The following is a 17,422-nucleotide window of genomic DNA, read 5'->3' on the forward strand; positions in this document are numbered from 1 at the left end:
ACCGGGCAGCGTAATGCCGACCCGCAATCCCCGTAACCCCTCCCGCTAAGCGGGGAGATGCTGCGCGACGTGAGCGGGCGTACGCTCGTCGTGACTGTCCAGACCCGCGCTGAGCTGCGGATTGTCGGACAGATGACAATGCGGTATCCGGCTCTGATCGCGAAGCGGAAGGTTCTCATGACATCGCCCGAGAACGAGGAGCAGCCCATGACTGCCGTCGCGGATACCCGGCCGAGCTATCTCGACCGGACCGAGTGGACTGTGGACGACCTCCAGGACCTGCCGGAGAACCTGAACTATGAACTCGTCAACGGACGGTTGATCTTGCCGTCCCCGACCTTCACCCATCAGGAAATCGCCATCCGGGTCAAGCTCGCGCTCGACGAGCACTGCCCGCAGACGCACGTCGTCAGCACTGATCAGTCGATCGCAATCGACAACGAGAACGAACCGCGCCCCGACGTGGTTGTCATACCGGTCGAACACATCGACGTGTCACCCGTGCCGGTCGCGGGCTCGTTGCTCGCGGTCGAGATCGTCTCCGCGTCGCAGTCCTTCCGTGAGATGGCGGACAAGGCGACTGCCTACGCCATCGCGAACATTCCGCATTACTGGATCATCGATTCGCAGGAAGAACAGCTGTATCTCGCCGAGATGGCTCTCGACTCGCAGACCGGCGAATATCGGCGCATCGGTGCGACGACAGGCGTGTTCAAGACAGAGCAGCCTTACCCGGTGACGATCGACCTGCCCGCGCTGTCCACCCGGTACGCGAAGCTGCGGGCGCGGGCTGGGCGTTAGTTGCTGGACTTGTCGATCTCCTTGGCCAGCTTCACCAGCCCGGCCGTGGACGCCGCCGGATCCGCGCCCGCCGCGAGGGAGAGCCGGAGGAAGAGCAGTCTCGCGTCGCCGGTCAGCCAGCCGATCTCCACGACTGGTCCGGCTTGCCCCTTGGCCGGTGTGACCAGCTGATACGCCGCCTTGCCGACGCCGGGGACGTCGGCGGCGCCCTTCGGCTTCACGACGTCTTTGAAGACGGAGGCGTCCGCCTTGGTCTGGGTCACGGAGAGCACCACTTCCGGAAGCGGGCTCTGCTCTGTGCGTACGACACAGGTGAAGGTCTTGTCCTTCGTCGCCGCGGCCGCGATCGTGAACGACTGGCCCAGCGACCCACTGACCTTCGAGAAGTCGATGAGCTGGCACGCGCCGCCTTCGAGCGCGGCCGGGCGTTGTTGCGCGGTGGGCGCGGGTTTCGGGGTGGGCGGGGAGGCGGTGCACCCGGACAGGAGGAGCGCCGCGGTCACCGCACCGGCAAGCGCGGCACGCACGGCGGAGAAGGTAGCACTACTCCCTCCCCGGTGAGAAGGCGTCGAGGACCTCTTCCGCGATCCGCATCGAGACCTGCGGGTCGGCGTCGGGCGAGCCGATCCGGGGGTCGAAGTTGAGGTCCAGGAACAGTTCGGTCATTCCCTGCTCGGCCAGGCGTTCCAGATCGCCGCGGATCTCGGCGAGACTGCCGGTGAGCGGCGGCCGGTCGGCCTGGCCGGCCTCGCGTACGCGGATGGCGCAGCGGCAGATGAACCGCAGCGTCTCGGGATCGCGCCCCTCCTGTTCGGCCGCTTCGCGGATCAGCTGGATCATCGGCCGGACGTCCTGTCGGGTGGCGGAACTGCTGCTGATCCAGCCGTCGGCGATCCGGCCCGCTCGGCGCAACGCGGCGGGCGCGGTTCCGCCCAGCAGGACCGGGATGCGCGGCTGGACCGGCTTGGGGGCGAACTCGGCCCGGGGCACCTGATAGAACCGCCCGGCGTGCTCGGGCCACTTCTCCGTCCACAAGGTACGCACAACGGACACGTACTCGGCGACGCGGGCGCCCCGATCGTGCAGCGAAGCGCCGGTGGCGGTGAACTCCTCGGCCTGCCAGCCGGTGCCGAGCCCGGCGTCCACCCGGCCGCTGGAGAGCACGTCGAGCGTCGCGAGCTGTTTGGCGACCACGACCGGGGAGATGAACGGCAGGTTGACGACGGCGACGCCGAGCCGGATCCGCCAGGTCTGCGCGGCGACGAAGGCCAGCGGCAGCAGCGGATCGAGGACGCTGCGGTACTGGTCGGCCAGGCCCGCCGGGGCGAGCAGGCGCTGAAAGGTCCACAGGCTGTCGTAGCCGAGTTCCTCGGCCCGCGCCGCGATCGGCAGGATGCGGTCGGGCGTCGCCCACGAACCGGAGACCGGCAGTCCCACGCCAAGCTTCATAGCCCCAGCGTAGGACGGTAGCCGGGCGACCGCCTCCGAAGCGGACCCGTCAGGCGGCGGCCATCTCCCGCACGATGTGGCGGGCGATCGCGAGCGAACTCGTCGCCGCCGGTGAGGGCGCGTTGAGCACGTGCACCTGCCGGTGCGTACGCACGATGAGGAAATCGTCGACGAGGCTGCCGTCCGGGTTGATCGCCTGGGCGCGTACGCCCGAACCGGCGGGTTCGAGGTCGGCCCGGGTCAGCTCCGGCACAAGCTGTGCCACGCTCGCGGCGAACCGCCGCCGGGACAGCGACCGGGTCACCTCGCCCAGGCCGTACTTCCAGTGCCGGCGCGCCAGCCGCTGGAAGCCGCCGTAGGTCAGCGTGGCGGCCAGCTCGCCGGGCCGGATCTTGCTCCAGCGATATCCCTCGCGGGCCAGGGCGAGCACGGCGTTCGGTCCGGCGTGGACGGTCCCGTCGATCATCCTGGTCAGGTGTACGCCGAGGAACGGGAACCGCGGATCCGGCACCGGATAGATCAAGCCGCGGACGAGGTCGGTGCGGTGGGCTTTGAGCTGCGCGTACTCGCCTCGGAAGGGGATGATCCGGGCGGGCGGGGCGACTCCGGCGAGGGCGGCGATCCGGTCCGAGTAGAGGCCCGCGCAGTTGATCAAAGTGTCGTAGCGCAGCTCCCGGGCGGTCGTCACGACCGTGTCGCTCCGGATGTCGGTGACCTGTTCGCCCAACCGGACCTGGCCGCCGAGCTTCTCGATCTGCCCGGCCAGGGCCAGCGCCACCCGGCCGTAGTCGACGATGCCCGTCGACGGCACGTGCAACGCCCCCACGCAGGCCACATGCGGTTCCAGCTCGCGCGCCTCGTGCGCCGTCACCATGCGTACGGTGATGCCGTTGCCGCGCGCCCGCTCCTCCAGCGCCCGGAGCCGGCCGAGCTGACCGGCCGCGGTCGCCACGATGAGCTTGCCCGTGATCGCGTACGGGACGTCGTGCTCCTCGCAGAAGTCGATCATCTGCGCGACCCCGGCTCGGCACAGCCGGGCCTTCAGGCTGCCGGGCGGATAGTAGACGCCCGCGTGCAGAACGCCGGAGTTGTGGCCGGTCTGGTGCGCGCCGGGGCGCTCCTCCTTCTCCACCACCGTGACCTCGGCGTCCGGCTGATCCAGGAGAAGTTGACGGGCCACGGCCAGGCCGACGATGCCACCACCGATGACGACGTAGCGGGTCACCGGAGCAGCGTACGCCGATCTTCCCTGCGTACAGCCCTCGCGAAGTGTCATGAAGTTGTCAGGCTTCGTTCTACGCTGAAGGACATGACCGGACGAGTCGTCCATTTCGAAGTGCCCGCCGAGGACATGAAGCGGGCCCAGAGTTTCTACACCCAGGCGTTCGGGTGGGATCTCACGCCGATCCCGGCGATGGGGTACACGATGGTCTCGACCACGCCGAGCGGCGATCGCGGCCCGCTGACCCCGGGCGCGATCAACGGCGGTCTGCTCGACCGCAAAGCGCCGTTCGACGGCCCGGTGATCACCATCGAGGTCGCCGACATCGACGACGCCCTCGCCATGGTCGTCCGCCTCGGCGGTGAGGCGGTCATCGGCCGCCAGGCCGTCGGCGACATGGGCTTCACCGGCTACTTCCGCGACACGGAGGGCAACCTGATCGGCCTCTGGCAGAACGCGTGACGATCTTGGGCACCCGTTCGGCGGCAGATCACGGATATGCAGGCGATCATGGGCACCGCCCGGCTGCACATCCCTGATCTGCCGCTATAGGACGTAGGGGCAGTGGCGGCAGCCGCGTCCACAGCACATGCCGCGATCCGCGAGGAACTTCGCGGTGAGGACGAACAGGCCGGTCTCGGGATCGAGATAGCCGGCCTGTCCGCCCGCCATCGCGTCAGCGTGCCGACGCAGGATCTCCGCTCGCCTCGGATGCTCCGGCGACAGCCGGCTCGGGTGCGGCTCGGTCAAAGCCCGCGGCGCCAGCGGCAACTGCTGCACGGCTCCCCCTCCGCACCGGAACACTCATGGCCGCGACCGCGGCCAGCAGCATCACGGTACCGGCGACGGCCGGCAGGCCGAGCCGCTCCCCCAGCACCGCCACCGCCACCGCCAGCGCGCTGACCGGCTCGATCAGCACCAGCATCGCGGCGGTGGTCGCGGGCACGGTCTTCAAACCATTGAAGAACAACGTGTACGCCATCGCAGTGGGCACGATTCCGAGAAAGACCAGCCACCCGAACGCGACGGTCGCGTTCGACGCGGGCAGCAGCCCTTCCGCCGCGGCCAACGGCAGGAGGCACAGCGTCGCCACCACGAACGAGGCGAGCGTCTTGCCTACGTCATCCGATCCGATGCGGTCGGCGTACCGCCGGGTGAGCAGCGTGACCACCGCGTAGCCGGCTGCGGAGACGAGTGCCCAGAAGATGCCGAGCACCGGGTGTGGGCCGACCTCGCCGGGGCCGCCCACGATCATGACGAGACCCGCGATCGCGACCCCGACGGCCAGGACCGCGCGGCCGGTGAGCGGCTCACCGAGAAAGAGCCGTGCGCCGATCGCGACCAGGATCGGGCACGCGCCGAGCGTGGCCACGGTGCCGACCGCGACTCCGGCCTGGGCGATCGACAGGTAGTACGCGGACTGGTAGACGGCCAGGCCGAGCCCGATCACGATCATGACCCAGCCGCGTGGGAAGAGCGCCCGCGGTCCGACCGGCCGACGCCGGACCAGTTGCACGAGCACGAGCACGAGTACGCCGAACCCGGCCCGCCAGAACGACACCGCCAACGGCCCCATGCCGCTGATCCGATAGAGGACCGACGCGACCACACCGCCCATGCCCCAGGCGACGGCGGCGGCCGCGACGAAAAAGACGCCAGACTTCATTATCGATTTCTCCACTGAGAGTCGTCCGAACCATGACTGGCTTCTGCGGACGACGACTCATCGTCCGGGCTTCACACAGCCCGGAACAGGTGGAGATGGGCGCCGACCGCGGTCAGACGACCGGTGGCGAAATGATGGTGCGTCCCATGGCGGTCACCATATACGGCAACGGGGGAGCCGGTGGCTCCCCTCTCGTACCTCGGGACGATCAGCTGCTAGGCCCCGTCAGGCTTCTTCGGTCCAATACTCGTTGAGCCGGGCTACCGCTTCGTCCTTGGTCATCTTCGCGATGACTGCCTCATCCAGGCCGACTCGATTGATGAGCAGGTACACAAGCTCGGCGGGAAGGGCCTCCGCGGGGACCTCGGGTCGGCCCCGATCGGGCAGGACTCCCTCTTGTACGCAGCGCCAGAATTCGACATCCGTCACGACGAGTTGGTCACGCAGAATGTGACTCCAGATGCCTGGGCCGTAGGTGGTTCGATCGGCGGGATGAGAAATTCTGGTCCTCAGAACTCGACCGTCGTGCAAGCCGAGTTCATAGGTCACATGGTGAGTCCCCGTCCGTCCACGTGCGTCCCGCACCGGAACCCAGTCCTCCACCTGGCAGAACTTCTCGTGAAGCTGCCGAGTGGGCTGCGGCCAGGTCATCGGCCAGTCCCGACAAGCCATTCTCGCAACTGATCGTCACTACTGAGGCTCACCAACTGCACCAAACCCCAGTTGCCTGCATGGTTAGGTGCATCCAGCAAGCGTTCCTGCCAGTCCTCGGCGTACTCGCGGAGGACAAGAACCATCTCGTCCAGCGCTTCGTCGAACGACGCTCCGTCGGCGGCGAGAGGCAGCCCAGGAATGAAGACCGACCAGCCGCCGTCCTCGGCGACGACCTGAGCACGAGACGGGCTGACGACCGTCAAGAAGTGACGCAAGCGCTCTCGATCGACGAATGCCGTCGTCCGTGCATCACGGCGAACCGTAGCGACACGCCCTCTGTCAGCAGCGTCCAGCAGATCCTTCAAGTGCGTACGCGCGTCCGTGTAACTGTCGAAGTGAACGGCCGACATGGCACCTCCTCATCGTCCGCACCAAGCTTGCCGCCGTACGGCAAGTACGTCAAGTACTTGGCGTACTTGATCAGGTATCGGTGCCGCTGCGCGGACATCTGCCGTGACAGCAACAGAGGCTGTCTGTCGCATCCCGCGCAACAGACAGCCTCTGATGACTAGTTTCAGCTGCAACCGCTGGTGGAGCCGCAGCCCTCACAGACGTAGCAGCTCCCGGCCGGACGCATCTTCGTGCCGCAGGTGAAGCAGAGCGGCGCGTCGGCGGCCTTGCCCAGCACCGCTTCCAGCAGCTCGGTCGACGAGCCGACGGCCTTGGCCGGCGACGGCGCCTGGGAGATCTGCAGGACCGGCTTCTCCGGGGCGGCCGGCGGCACGTACTCCGTGCCCTCCTCCTCGGCGCGCAGCTGCGCGGTCCGCTCGGCGGCGGTGAAGATGCCCAGCTCGGCCCGCCGATCGTAGGACAGGAAGTCCAGCGCCAGGCGGCGGAAGATGTAGTCCATCACCGAGTTGGCGATCCGGATGTCCGGGTCGTCGGTCATGCCCGCCGGCTCGAACCGCATGTTGGTGAACTTGCCGACGTAGGTCTCCAGCGGCACGCCGTACTGCAGGCCGATGGAGATCGCGACGGAGAAGGCATCCATCACGCCCGCCAGGGTCGAGCCCTGCTTGGACATCTTCAGGAAGACCTCGCCGAGGCCGTCGTCCGGGTAGGACGAGGCGGTCAGGTAGCCCTCGGCGTCGCCGACCGTGAAGGAGACCGTCTGCGACGGGCGCTTCTTCGGCAGCCGCTTGCGGACCGGCCGGTACTCGACGACCTTCTCGACCTCGGCCGCCGCGACCGGGGCGACCTCGGTGGCCTTCTCCGCCGCCTTGGCCTTCTTGCCGCCGACCGACAGCGGCTGGCCGACCTTGCAGTTGTCGCGATAGATGGCCAGCGCCTTCAGGCCCAGCCGCCAGCCGTCGAAGTACATCCGCTCGACGTCCTCGACGGTCGCCGACTCCGGCATGTTGACGGTCTTGCTGATCGCGCCGGAGATGAACGGCTGGATCGCCGCCATCATCAGCACGTGGCCCATCGGGGAGATGGCCCGCTCGCCCATGGCGCAGTCGAAGACCGACAGGTGCTCGGACTTCAGGCCGGGGGCGTCCACGACGTGGCCGTGCTGGGCGATGTACTCGACGATCGCCTCGACCTGCTCCTCCTGGTAGCCCAGGGCGCGCAGCGCGCGCGGCACGGTCTGGTTGACGATCTGCATCGAGCCGCCGCCGACCAGCTTCTTGAACTTGACCAACGCCAGGTCCGGCTCCACGCCGGTGGTGTCGCAGTCCATCATGAAGCCGATGGTGCCGGTCGGCGCCAGGACGCTCGCCTGCGAGTTGCGCCAGCCCTGCTTCTCACCGATCTTGTTGCCGAGCTGCCACTGCTTGGCCGCCTCCTTGGTGATCGCCTTGGCGACGTCACCGATCGGCTTGATCTCGTCGGCCGCGGCCGCGTGCTTACGCATCACGCGCTGGTGCGGCGTGGCGTTGCGGGCGTAGCCGTCGTAAGGGCCGACGACGCCGGCCAGCTCGGCCGACCGCCGGTACGCCGTCCCGGTCATCAGGGCAGTGATCGCGGCGGCGACCGCCCGGCCGCCCTCCGAGTCGTAGGGCAGGCCGCTGGCCATCAGCAGGGCGCCGAGGTTGGCGTAGCCGATGCCGAGCTGCCGGTAGGCCCGGGTGTTCTCGGTGATCTTCTTCGTCGGGAAGTCGGCGAAGCAGATCGAGATGTCCATAGCGGTGATCACGAACTCGACCGACTTGACGAACTTCTCGATGCCGAAGGAGCCGTCCTCGTTCAGGAACTTCATCAGGTTGAGCGAGGCCAGGTTGCACGAGGTGTCGTCCAGGTGCATGTATTCCGAGCACGGGTTGCTGGCCGTGATCCGGCCGGTCTCGGAACAGGTGTGCCAGTCGTTGATCGTCCCGTCGTACTGGATACCGGGGTCGGCGCACTCCCACGCGGCCTGCGCCAGCTTGCGGAACAGCGACTTCGCGTCGATCGTGTCGATCACTTGGCCGTCGAGCCGCCCGATCAGGTCGAAGCCCTTGCCCTCCTCGACCGCGTGCATGAACTCGTCGGTGACGCGGACCGAGTTGTTGGCATTCTGGTACTGGACGCTGATGATGTCCTTGCCGCCGAGGTCCATGTCGAAGCCGGCGTCGCGCAGGGCCCGGATCTTGTCCTCTTCGCGCGCCTTGGTCTCGATGAACTCCTCGACGTCCGGGTGGTCGACGTCCAGGATGACCATCTTCGCCGCGCGCCGGGTGGCGCCGCCGCTCTTGATGGTCCCGGCGGACGCGTCGGCGCCGCGCATGAAGCTGACCGGGCCGGACGCCGTGCCGCCGGAGGAGAGCAGCTCCCGGCTGGCCCGGATGCGGGACAGGTTGATGCCGGAGCCGGAGCCGCCCTTGAAGATCAGCCCCTCCTCCTTGTACCAGTCCATGATCGAGTCGACCGAGTCGTCGACCGAGAGGATGAAACAGGCGCTGACCTGCTGCGGGCTGGGGGTGCCGACGTTGAACCAGACCGGCGAGTTGAAGCTGAACACCTGGTGCAGCAGCATCCAGGTCAGCTCGTGCTCGAACACCTCGGCGTCGGTGTCGGACGCGAAGTAGCCGAACTCGTCGCCGGCCTTGCGGTAGGTCTGCACGACGCGGTCGATCAGCTGGCGCAGGCTCCACTCGCGCTCAGGGGTGCCGACCGCGCCGCGGAAGTATTTCGTGGTCACGATGTTGGTGGCGTTGACGCTCCAGAGCTCGGGGAACTCGACCCCCCGCTGCTCGAAGTTGATCGAGCCGTCCCGCCAGTTGGTCATGACGACGTCGCGGCGCTCCCACGCCACCTCGTCGTAAGGGTGGACCCCTTCCGTGGTCCAGACCCGTTCGATCTTCAGGCCTGCCGCCGCTCGCGTGCGTCCCGCCATCGTGAGCCCCCTCCAGCTTTCACATCTGTATAACGCGTGCCTGTGACAATTCAGTTCGTGATGTAACGCGCCCTACCAGGGCGTTCAGACAGCTGCGGTGCTGCCGTTGCGCGTACGCAGTGCGGCGATCTCGCGCTCGAAGTCCTCCAGCGACTCGAAGTCGCGGTAGACGCTCGCGAATCGCAGGTACGCCACCTCGTCCAGCTCGCGGAGCGGCTGCAGGATGGCCAGGCCGACCTCGTGCGAGGGGACTTCGGCCGCCCCACGCGCCCGGATGGTCTCCTCGACCCGCTGCGCCAGCAGCGCGATCTTGTCCTCGTCCACCGGCCGGCCCTGGCAGGCCTTGCGTACGCCGCCGACGATCTTGCCGCGGCTGAACGGCTCGGTGACCCCGCTCCGCTTCACTACGGCGAGAACGGCCTCTTCGACCGTGGTGAACCGTTTGCCGCATTCCGGGCAGTGACGCCGCCGCCGGATGATCTGTCCGTCCTCGGCTTCCCGGGAATCGACCACCCGGGAATCGGCGTGCCGGCAGTACGGGCAGCGCATCAGGTCCCCCTCCTCCCACCCGGCCGGGTGCCACGTCCGGCGGACATGGCTGATCACGGGCCGTCCTCGAAAGGCCGACGCCGATGAGATGACGCAGATCACTGTGGCCGGTCACTCGACGCTATCTATAGATGTCGAGCGCCTCGGTCACCACAAGATGTTGGGGTTGAACTTATTCCTCGGAGGGTCGTCGCGCAAGTTCGACACGGCGTCGGATACACGTGTCGCGAATCTCAACACGCCGCGCCGCCTCGCGGTTACTGCCCGCCATGAACCTGCCCGAAAGGCAGGACTTGAAAGCGGTACCAGAACAACCGTACGATGTCGAGACCGACACGCGTCGTACAGCTGTTTGAAGGTGTCGGCGAAACACGATACGGTCATCTCAGCGAATCCGGACACAACGCCGCCAGCGGTGCCCGGACTTTCGTCGAATGATCAGCTTCCCCGGGTCAGTTCAGCAGGAGGGCAGCCAGATGGCGTCCGAGAAGAAGCCCAAGACCGCGATGCGTAGCGTGGCCTCGCTCTCCGCCACGCCGTTCGACCTGTCCGGCGGTCCCGAGCTCACCGCCCGTCAGCGGCGCATCCTGGACACCATCCGCGCCTGGATGGACCAGAAGGGCTACCCGCCCACCGTCCGCGAGATCGGCGACGCCGTGGGCCTGGTCAGCCCGTCGAGCGTCGCGTACCAGCTCAAGGAGCTGGAGCGGAAGGGCTACCTCCGCCGCGACCCGCACCGCCCGCGCGCCGTCGACGTCCGGCCCCCGGCCGACACCGACCCGGAACTGCTCGGCATGCTGCGGCCCACCCCGGCGTACGTGCCGGTCGTCGGGCGCATCGCCGCCGGCGGTCCCATCCTCGCCGAGGAATCCGTCGAGGACGTCTTCCCGCTCCCCCGTGAACTCGTCGGCGAGGGAACCCTCTTCCTGCTCCAGGTCAAGGGCGACTCGATGATCGAGGCGGCCATCTGCGACGGAGACTGGGTCGCCGTACGCCAGCAGCCGACCGCCGACTCCGGCGACATCGTCGCCGCGATGATCGAGGGGGAGGCGACGGTGAAGACCTATCGGAAGCGGAACGGGCATGTGCTTCTGATGCCCCGGAACCCCGCCTACGAGCCGATTCCTGGTGACGAGGCGACCATCCTGGGGAAGGTCGTCGCGGTGATGCGGCGCGTATAGCGTCAACGGACCCCATTTCGTCAACGGCCCCATTTCGTCTCTAGGACGAATGGGGCCGTTTCAGCAATCGGAATCCGCCACCGCCGACAACGGAATCAGTACCGGTTCGGATCCCAGGGATCCTGATTGGGACGGGGCGGGTTGCCGTACTGCGGCTGCGGGGGTCCATATCCCGGCTGCGGCCTTCCCTGCGGCGCCCCGTACACCCCGCCGCCCTGGTCTGGATATCCGCCGCGACCTCGGTCGTCGTATCCGGGCACCGGGGCCAGCACGGTCGTCTGGGCGTTGTCGGTCGGCAGGGCGAAGTCGGCGTCGCCGAATCCATCGAGTGCTTCTCGTTCGCGCTTGGCTTTCTTCTTCGCCGCCGCGGCTGCCTTCTGGCGCTTCTTCTTGCCGTTGATCATTCCGAAGACGCCCAGGCCGACGAGGATCAGGCCGGCGAAGCCCACTCCGGCGAGCAGCATGTAGACCTGGTCCAGTGAGAGGTCCTTGGCCCACTTCACGATCCAGGAGTCGCCTTCGGCCGCCTTGACGGTCGGCGGGGCGACATAGCGCTTGGTCGTCGGGGTGTAGCTGAGAAGTGCGGTGCTCTCCTTGTCCGCCGCCTTGTCGAGGCGCGGCGCGGTGATGAGCTGCGTGCCGTCGGCGGAGTAGGTGATCGCGCCGCTGTATTGCTCGGCTGGGGCGGGCAGCCCGGTCACGCGGGGTTCGGTCTTCAGTGCGGCGAGCACGTCGCCACCGGTGACATCCCACTCGTAGGCGTCGGCCTGCGTACGCAGTGCGACCCGGGTTCCGTCAGGCGACACGGCGCCACCGGTGAAGCCCTTGCGGCCGGCGCCGCCGAGGATGTTCTCCGTGACCGTGGTCAGGATCTCGATCTTGCCGGCCTGCTTCAGCGGCACGGCCCCGGTGGCGGACAACGCGGTGGTGGGCGTGTAGAGGAACGCGGTCTTGTCGTTCTCGTGCGTCACGAGGATCGGCGTGCCGTCGCCGTTGATGAGGAGCGCCTGGACCTCGTGCTTGTCCCCCTCGGGGAAGGTCAGCCGGAAGATCTGCGGCGTCGTCAGGGCGGCGGGCAGCTTCCACAACGCCACGCTCGGGCGGTCCTTCGCGTTGCCGGTGTCGGCGATCCACATCGTGCCGTCCTTGGCTCGCACGATGTCGTTCGGCGAGTTGGAGCCTCCGCCGCCGAAGGAGATCCCCTTGCCGGTCACCTTGCAGGCCGAGGTCAGCTGCCAGATCTTCTGGTGGCTCTCGGCGGCGTTGTCGACGTTGTCGGTGGTGTTGACCGCGAGGAAGCCCGATTCGGTCGCGACGATGCCGGAAAGCTCACCGACTTTCGCATCGGTGAGCTTGCAGATCTTCTTGCCCTGAGCCGCCGTGGTGGCTGCCGAAGTCGACGGGGAAGGGTCGACCGCCCAGGCTGGGGACCCGAGGAGAAGAGCGGCCCCCACCGCCATGACCGAGAACGTCACACGCCGCATTCGGCAAGTCTCGCATGCTCAGCCGAGGCGGTGGGGAATCCGGTGCTGTCGTTACCCGACAGCGCTCTAGCTCTTACTTTCCGTCACCAGATACGGGGCCAGTTCGGCGGCCAACTCCGCGTTGACGCGTACCCGCAGGAACGTGCCTTCTTCCTGATGGTCCGTTTCCTGGACCTCTCCACGCAGATGGAGCCGAGTGACCAGATCGCCCCGGTCGTAGGGCACCAGAACGGCGACCTCGACCGCGGGACGCGGCAGCCGTGCCTCGATCGCGGCCTTGAGTTCCGCGATCCCCGCGCCCGACTGGGCGGAGACGAACAGGGCGCCGGGCCATTCACGCTTCAGGCGCAGCAGCGTCTCCTCGTCGGCCGCGTCGACCTTGTTCACGACCAGCAACTCCGGCAGCTTGTCCGCGCCGACCTCGGCGAGCACCTCGCGCACCGCGCGGACCTGCTCGTCGGGGTCGGGATGCGCGCCGTCGACGACGTGCACCACGAGGTCGGAGTCGGCCACCTCCTCCAGGGTCGAGCGGAACGCCTCGACCAGGTGGTGCGGCAGATGCCGGACGAAACCGACGGTGTCCGACAGCGTGTAGACCCGGCCGTCCCCGGCGGTAGCCCGCCGGGTGGTCGTGTCCAGGGTCGCGAAGAGCGCGTCCTCGACCAGTACGCCCGCCCCGGTGATCCGGTTGAGCAGGCTGGACTTGCCCGCGTTGGTGTAACCGGCGATCGCGACCGCCGGCACCTCGTTCCGCCGCCGGGTCGCCCGCTTGGTGTCCCGGATGGTACGCATCGACGCCAGTTCCCGGCGCAGCTTGGCGATGCGGTGGTTGATCCGCCGGCGATCCGTCTCCAGCTTGGTCTCACCGGGACCACGCAGGCCGACGCCGCCGCCCGCGCCGCCGCCGCGACCGGATCCACCGGTCTGCCGGGACAGCGCCTCACCCCAACCACGGAGCCGGGGCAGCAGGTACTGCAGCTGGGCCAGCTCGACTTGGGCCTTGCCCTCCTTGCTCTTCGCGTGCTGGGCGAAGATGTCCAGGATGAGCGCGGTCCGGTCGATGACCTTGACCTTGATCTGCTGCTCCAGGGCGCGCAACTGGCCCGGCGACAGCTCGCCGTCGCAGATGACGGTGTCGGCCCCGGTCGACTCGACCACGGAGCGGACCTCGTCGACCTTGCCCCGGCCGATGAAGGTGGCCGGATCGGGCTGGCTGCGCCGCTGGATCAAGCCCTCGAGGACCTGCGAACCCGCGGTCTCGGCGAGGGCGGCCAGCTCGGTCAGGGAGTTCTCGGCGTCGACCACGGTGCCGGCGGTCCAGACCCCGACCAACACGACTCGTTCGAGCCGCAGCTGACGGTATTCAACTTCGGTGATATCGGTGAGCTCGGTGGACAGACCTGCGACGCGTCGCAGCGCGTGCCTCTCCGCGAGTTCAAGATCGCCCAGCGTCTCAGCGTCACCGGTCTCGACAAGCGGTTCAGCATGATAGTTCGTCAAAACTTGTCCTCCTCACCGTCAAGCGTGGCACGCCGGGACCCTCCCGCGCACCCCCATTTGTCCGTGTCCGTAGGTCACAAGCGGTGGCTGCGGTTCGCTGCCGTTCCGACAACGGTGAGAGAATGGCTGGGCCACGACGGAGTGTGATGAAAGGGACGAAAGTGTCGACAATGCGCCTGCCGAGTGCCGGATTCTCGATCACCATCCGGGTGGCGGTGACCGCGGACTCGTCGGCGATCGGCCGTCTCACCACCGCCGTCGGCGAAGCCGGGGCGATCGTCACGGCGCTGGACGTCGTGGACTCCGACCACGTACGCGTAGTGGCCGACCTGACGTGTGACACGGCCGACACGGCCCACGCCGATCAGGTGGTCGACGCCCTCGGAGCGCTCGACGGAGTCGAGGTACGCAAAGTCTCCGACCGGACCTTCCTGCTCCACCTCGGCGGCAAGATCGAGGTCAGCCCCAAGGTGACCCTGCGCAACCGGGACGAGCTGTCGCGGGCGTACACGCCGGGGGTGGCGCGCGTCTGCATGGCGATCGCGGAGAACCCGGCCGACGCCCGGCGGCTGACCATCAAGCGCAACACCGTCGCCGTGGTCAGCGACGGGTCGGCCGTCCTCGGGCTGGGCAACATCGGCCCGGCCGCGTCGCTGCCGGTCATGGAGGGCAAGGCGGCCCTGTTCAAGCGATTCGCCAATGTGGACGCCTGGCCGATCGTGCTCGACACCCAGGACACCGACGAGATCGTCCAGATCGTGCGCGCCATCGCGCCGGCGTACGGCGGGATCAACCTGGAGGACATCGCCGCACCGCGCTGCTTCGAGATCGAGGCCCGGCTGCGGGAACTCCTGGACATCCCGGTCTTCCACGACGACCAGCACGGCACGGCGATCTGCGTACTGGCGGCGCTGACGAACGCGCTGCGGGTGGTCGGCAAGCAGATCGAGGACGTCCGCGTCGTCGTGTCCGGCGCGGGCGCGGCCGGGACGGCCATCATGAAGCTGCTGCTGAAGCAGGGCGTCGGGGACGTGATCGCGTACGACCGGGCCGGTGCGCTGCACCGCGGCATGAACGGGCTGAACCCGACGCACCAGTGGCTGGTCGAGCACACCAACAAGACCAACTACTCCGGCGACCTGCCCGGGGCGATCAAGGGCGCCGACGTCTTCATCGGCGTCAGCGCGCCGAACCTGCTCACCGGCGAGGACATCGCGCAGATGGCCGACAAGGCGATCGTGTTCGCCCTGGCCAACCCGGATCCCGAGGTCGACCCGCGCGAGGCCCGCAAGTACGCCGCCGTCGTGGCGACCGGCCGTTCGGACCAGCCGAACCAGATCAACAACGTGCTCGCCTTCCCCGGCATCTTCCGGGGCATGCTCGACGCGCAGGCCTCCGAATACACCGAGGACATGGCGCTCGCGGCGGCCCAGGCCATCGCCGACGTCGTCGGTGAGGAGAAGGTCAACGCCAGCTACATCGTGCCGAGCGTCTTCGACCCGAAGGTCGCTCCGGCGGTGGCCGCCGCCGTCACGGCCGTCTGCCGGGCCGCCGCACTTCCCCCAGAGCCCATCGCCTGACCGCTTCGCACCCATTGGGCAGCATGCCCGTAGGCGGCAGATCAGGGATCTAGGTCGAATCTTGGCCCAAGATACGGCTCAGATCCCTGATCCAGCGCCAAAAGGCAGCCCTGGGAGCGGGCGGCGGGAGCGGGTTAGTAGCGGAGGGCGTCGGTGTCGACGAAGCCGTGCGCGAGGATCACGGCGGGCCCGGCCAGCCAGCACGTCTGATCGTCGACCGTGACGACCAGACGGCCGCCGGGAACGTCGACGGTCACGGTCCCCGTCGTACGGCCACCCGCGTGCAGGTACGCGACCGCGACCGCGCAAGTACCGGTGCCGCACGAGAGGGTTTCGCCGCTGCCGCGCTCGTACACCCGCATCCGCAGGTGATCGGGCTCCAGCTCGGTGTAGAACTCGACGTTGACGCCTTCGGGATAGAAGTCGGTGTCGAACGCGGGCGACTCCCACAGGTGGAGCGGTTCGACCGTCGGCACCGGGCACACGAGATGCGGGTTGCCCATCGAGACGCCGACGCCGTCGAACTTGGCGTCGCCGATCTGCGCCCACGAGGTCCCCAGCAGGACGGGCGCGCCCATGTCGACGCGGAACCCCGGGCCCTCGGGCAGTGCCGTACGCAGTCCGGCCCGGGTCGCGATCGGAATCGGGGCGTCCTCGGCCACCCGGCCGCTCTCCACGAGGTGCCGGGCGAAGACGCGTACGCCGTTCCCGCACATCTCCGACAGCGAGCCGTCGGAGTTCCAGTAGTCCATGAACCAGGCGGCACCCGGCGACGTGTTCGGCAACACCCGCAGTACGCCGTCCGCCCCGATGCCGAAATGCCGGTCGCACAACGCCGCCACCAGTTCCGGGGTGAGCGGGACGTCGGCGTCGAGGATCACGAAGTCGTTGCCGGTCCCGTGACCCTTCGCGTACGGAAGTCTCACGACGCCACCCCCTCGACCGCGCTGACCACTTGCAGCGCCTGTTCCACCAGATCCTCCCGCGCGCCGTCGAGCCAGGTGATCGCGGGGTCGCGCCGGAACCACGTGCGCTGCCGCCGGACGAAGCGTCGGGTGCCGGTGACGGTCGCCGCGAACGCCTCCTCCTCGGTGCAGTCGCCGTCGAGGTAGGCGAGAACCTGTTGGTAGCCCAGCGCCCGGGAGGCCGTCTTCCCGTCGCGCAGTCCTTGGGGGATCAGCCCCCGCACCTCGTCGACGAGCCCGTCCTGCCACATCTTGCGTACCCGTAGTTCGATCCGTTCGGGCAGGTCGTCGCGATCGACCGCGAGTTGCAGGCTTTCGTAGCGCGGAGTCGGCGCGGGCAGCGCGGCGGTGAACGGAAGCCCGGTGATCTCGATCACCTCGAGCGCGCGGACGATGCGCCGGCCGTTGCTCGGCAGGATCTTCGCGGCGGCCGCGGGGTCGCGGTCGGCCAGCCGCCGATGCAGCGGCAACGGACCGGTCACCGCCAGTTCGGCCTCGAGCCGCGCGCGCACGTCCGGGTCCGTGCCCGGAAACTCGAACTCCTCCAGCACCGCGCGCAGATACAGGCCCGTGCCGCCGACGAGCATAGGGGTACGCCCACGCGCGGCGACCTGCGCTATCGCGTCGCGTGCGAGGTCCTGGAAGACGGCCACGCTGGCCGTCTCGGTGACCGGCCAGATGTCCAGCAGATGATGCGGTACGCCTTCCCGCTCGTCGGGAGACAGTTTCGCGGTGCCGATGTCCATGCCACGGTAGAACTGCATGGAGTCGCAGTTGATCACCTCGGCGTCCAGGACATGGGCGAGCGCGATCGACAGAGCCGATTTTCCGGCCGCTGTCGGACCCACGATGGCGATCACCCGCATCGGACAACCGTAACCTTTTCGTGCCCCGCGACTTGCGGGTGAGAGGCTGTCAGAATCATCAAGGACACCGTATGGTCACGGTCGGCCGCAGGCGGTGGACGCACACCGGGTAAGACCTGTGACAATGCG

Annotated in this window: 17 protein-coding genes; 4 read left to right on the plus strand and 13 right to left on the minus strand. The window is 68.1% G+C overall.

Going from position 1 to position 17,422, the window contains the following annotated elements; genetic code table 11:
- The first annotated feature begins 57 nt into the window (after positions 1-57).
- The gene (locus HDA40_RS16400) at positions 58-801 is read left to right on the plus strand and encodes a Uma2 family endonuclease (protein WP_253756699.1); all 744 of its coding nucleotides are present in this window, start codon (positions 58-60) and stop codon (positions 799-801) included.
- On the opposite strand, the gene HDA40_RS16405 is transcribed toward HDA40_RS16400, so the two are convergent.
- From HDA40_RS16405 to lhgD, 3 genes are read right to left on the minus strand one after another with little or no spacing between them, the layout of a single operon-like run.
- Positions 798-1,328, minus strand: coding sequence for a hypothetical protein (locus HDA40_RS16405; RefSeq protein WP_253756702.1), 531 nt, complete (start codon positions 1,326-1,328; stop codon positions 798-800). The two genes, HDA40_RS16400 and HDA40_RS16405, sit on opposite strands and share 4 nt — an antisense overlap.
- Positions 1,329-1,344: 16 nt before the next feature.
- On the minus strand, positions 1,345-2,250 hold the full coding sequence (locus tag HDA40_RS16410) for an LLM class flavin-dependent oxidoreductase (protein WP_253756705.1): 906 nt from the start codon (positions 2,248-2,250) through the stop codon (positions 1,345-1,347).
- A 49-nt stretch (positions 2,251-2,299) separates the two neighbouring features.
- On the minus strand, positions 2,300-3,475 hold the full coding sequence (lhgD, locus tag HDA40_RS16415; RefSeq protein ID WP_253756708.1) for an L-2-hydroxyglutarate dehydrogenase: 1,176 nt from the start codon (positions 3,473-3,475) through the stop codon (positions 2,300-2,302).
- 84 nt (positions 3,476-3,559) lie between these two features.
- Between lhgD and HDA40_RS16420 the strand changes: the two genes are divergently transcribed.
- Complete coding sequence (locus HDA40_RS16420) at positions 3,560-3,934, plus strand: VOC family protein (protein WP_253756711.1); 375 nt, start codon at positions 3,560-3,562, stop codon at positions 3,932-3,934.
- 84 nt (positions 3,935-4,018) lie between these two features.
- On the opposite strand, the gene HDA40_RS16425 is transcribed toward HDA40_RS16420, so the two are convergent.
- The 6 genes from HDA40_RS16425 to nrdR all read right to left on the minus strand — a co-directional run bounded on the left by HDA40_RS16425 (position 4,019) and on the right by nrdR (position 9,717).
- A complete protein-coding gene (locus HDA40_RS16425; RefSeq protein ID WP_253756713.1) occupies positions 4,019-4,252 on the minus strand; it encodes a C1orf53 family protein in 234 nt (77 codons plus the stop codon).
- Positions 4,149-5,138 carry a DMT family transporter gene (locus HDA40_RS16430; protein ID WP_253756715.1) on the minus strand — a complete coding sequence of 330 codons (990 nt, stop codon included), beginning with the start codon at positions 5,136-5,138 and terminating at the stop codon, positions 4,149-4,151. Before HDA40_RS16430 ends, HDA40_RS16425 begins: the two co-directional genes overlap by 104 nt.
- A 225-nt stretch (positions 5,139-5,363) precedes the next feature.
- Positions 5,364-5,567 (minus strand): hypothetical protein, encoded by a 204-nt coding sequence (locus HDA40_RS16435; RefSeq protein ID WP_253756717.1) that lies wholly within the window; start codon positions 5,565-5,567, stop codon positions 5,364-5,366.
- A 218-nt stretch (positions 5,568-5,785) separates the two neighbouring features.
- On the minus strand, positions 5,786-6,202 hold the full coding sequence (locus tag HDA40_RS16440) for a hypothetical protein (protein ID WP_253756719.1): 417 nt from the start codon (positions 6,200-6,202) through the stop codon (positions 5,786-5,788).
- A gap of 164 nt (positions 6,203-6,366) precedes the next feature.
- Entirely contained in the window at positions 6,367-9,168 is a 2,802-nt protein-coding gene (locus HDA40_RS16445) for a vitamin B12-dependent ribonucleotide reductase (RefSeq protein ID WP_253756721.1), read from the minus strand.
- An 84-nt stretch (positions 9,169-9,252) separates the two neighbouring features.
- A complete protein-coding gene (gene nrdR / locus HDA40_RS16450; RefSeq protein WP_253763649.1) occupies positions 9,253-9,717 on the minus strand; it encodes a transcriptional regulator NrdR in 465 nt (154 codons plus the stop codon).
- Positions 9,718-10,223: 506 nt separating this feature from the next.
- On the opposite strand from nrdR, the gene lexA reads away from it, so the two are divergent.
- A complete protein-coding gene (gene lexA / locus HDA40_RS16455; RefSeq protein WP_308197828.1) occupies positions 10,224-10,898 on the plus strand; it encodes a transcriptional repressor LexA in 675 nt (224 codons plus the stop codon).
- A gap of 95 nt (positions 10,899-10,993) precedes the next feature.
- Here the strand turns inward: lexA and HDA40_RS16460 are convergent, their stop codons facing one another.
- Both HDA40_RS16460 and hflX read right to left on the minus strand, forming a co-directional pair.
- Entirely contained in the window at positions 10,994-12,382 is a 1,389-nt protein-coding gene (locus HDA40_RS16460; RefSeq protein WP_253756724.1) for a hypothetical protein, read from the minus strand.
- A 66-nt stretch (positions 12,383-12,448) separates the two neighbouring features.
- Complete coding sequence (gene hflX / locus HDA40_RS16465) at positions 12,449-13,882, minus strand: GTPase HflX (protein ID WP_253756726.1); 1,434 nt, start codon at positions 13,880-13,882, stop codon at positions 12,449-12,451.
- Positions 13,883-14,004: 122 nt separating this feature from the next.
- Here hflX and HDA40_RS16470 point away from each other — a divergent pair, with 122 nt between their 5' ends.
- Positions 14,005-15,462, plus strand: coding sequence for an NAD-dependent malic enzyme (locus tag HDA40_RS16470; RefSeq protein ID WP_253756728.1), 1,458 nt, complete (start codon positions 14,005-14,007; stop codon positions 15,460-15,462).
- A 134-nt stretch (positions 15,463-15,596) separates the two neighbouring features.
- Here the strand turns inward: HDA40_RS16470 and dapF are convergent, their stop codons facing one another.
- Both dapF and miaA read right to left on the minus strand, forming a co-directional pair.
- Complete coding sequence (gene dapF / locus HDA40_RS16475; protein ID WP_253756730.1) at positions 15,597-16,388, minus strand: diaminopimelate epimerase; 792 nt, start codon at positions 16,386-16,388, stop codon at positions 15,597-15,599.
- Positions 16,385-17,293: a tRNA (adenosine(37)-N6)-dimethylallyltransferase MiaA gene (gene miaA / locus HDA40_RS16480; protein WP_253756732.1), complete on the minus strand. Its 909-nt coding sequence runs from the start codon at positions 17,291-17,293 to the stop codon at positions 16,385-16,387. The genes dapF and miaA overlap by 4 nt, the downstream gene beginning before the upstream one ends.
- Between the last annotated feature and the right edge of the window lie 129 nt (positions 17,294-17,422).

The sequence above is a fragment of the Hamadaea flava genome (assembly GCF_024172085.1).
Taxonomy (GTDB): Bacteria; Actinomycetota; Actinomycetes; order Mycobacteriales; family Micromonosporaceae; genus Hamadaea; species Hamadaea flava.

What these genes read in the sequence shown, in the direction of transcription:
- nrdR (WP_253763649.1), bottom strand. Translation starts at nt 9,717, where the DNA reads ATGCGCTGCCCGTACTGCCGGCACGCCGATTCCCGGGTGGTCGATTCC.
- HDA40_RS16430 (WP_253756715.1), bottom strand. Translation starts at nt 5,138, where the DNA reads ATGAAGTCTGGCGTCTTTTTCGTCGCGGCCGCCGCCGTCGCCTGGGGC.
- HDA40_RS16410 (WP_253756705.1), bottom strand. Translation starts at nt 2,250, where the DNA reads ATGAAGCTTGGCGTGGGACTGCCGGTCTCCGGTTCGTGGGCGACGCCC.
- HDA40_RS16420 (WP_253756711.1), top strand. Translation starts at nt 3,560, where the DNA reads ATGACCGGACGAGTCGTCCATTTCGAAGTGCCCGCCGAGGACATGAAG.
- HDA40_RS16440 (WP_253756719.1), bottom strand. Translation starts at nt 6,202, where the DNA reads ATGTCGGCCGTTCACTTCGACAGTTACACGGACGCGCGTACGCACTTG.
- HDA40_RS16470 (WP_253756728.1), top strand. Translation starts at nt 14,005, where the DNA reads ATGGCTGGGCCACGACGGAGTGTGATGAAAGGGACGAAAGTGTCGACA.
- HDA40_RS16460 (WP_253756724.1), bottom strand. Translation starts at nt 12,382, where the DNA reads ATGCGGCGTGTGACGTTCTCGGTCATGGCGGTGGGGGCCGCTCTTCTC.
- HDA40_RS16400 (WP_253756699.1), top strand. Translation starts at nt 58, where the DNA reads ATGCTGCGCGACGTGAGCGGGCGTACGCTCGTCGTGACTGTCCAGACC.
- HDA40_RS16445 (WP_253756721.1), bottom strand. Translation starts at nt 9,168, where the DNA reads ATGGCGGGACGCACGCGAGCGGCGGCAGGCCTGAAGATCGAACGGGTC.
- lexA (WP_308197828.1), top strand. Translation starts at nt 10,224, where the DNA reads ATGCGTAGCGTGGCCTCGCTCTCCGCCACGCCGTTCGACCTGTCCGGC.
- miaA (WP_253756732.1), bottom strand. Translation starts at nt 17,293, where the DNA reads ATGCGGGTGATCGCCATCGTGGGTCCGACAGCGGCCGGAAAATCGGCT.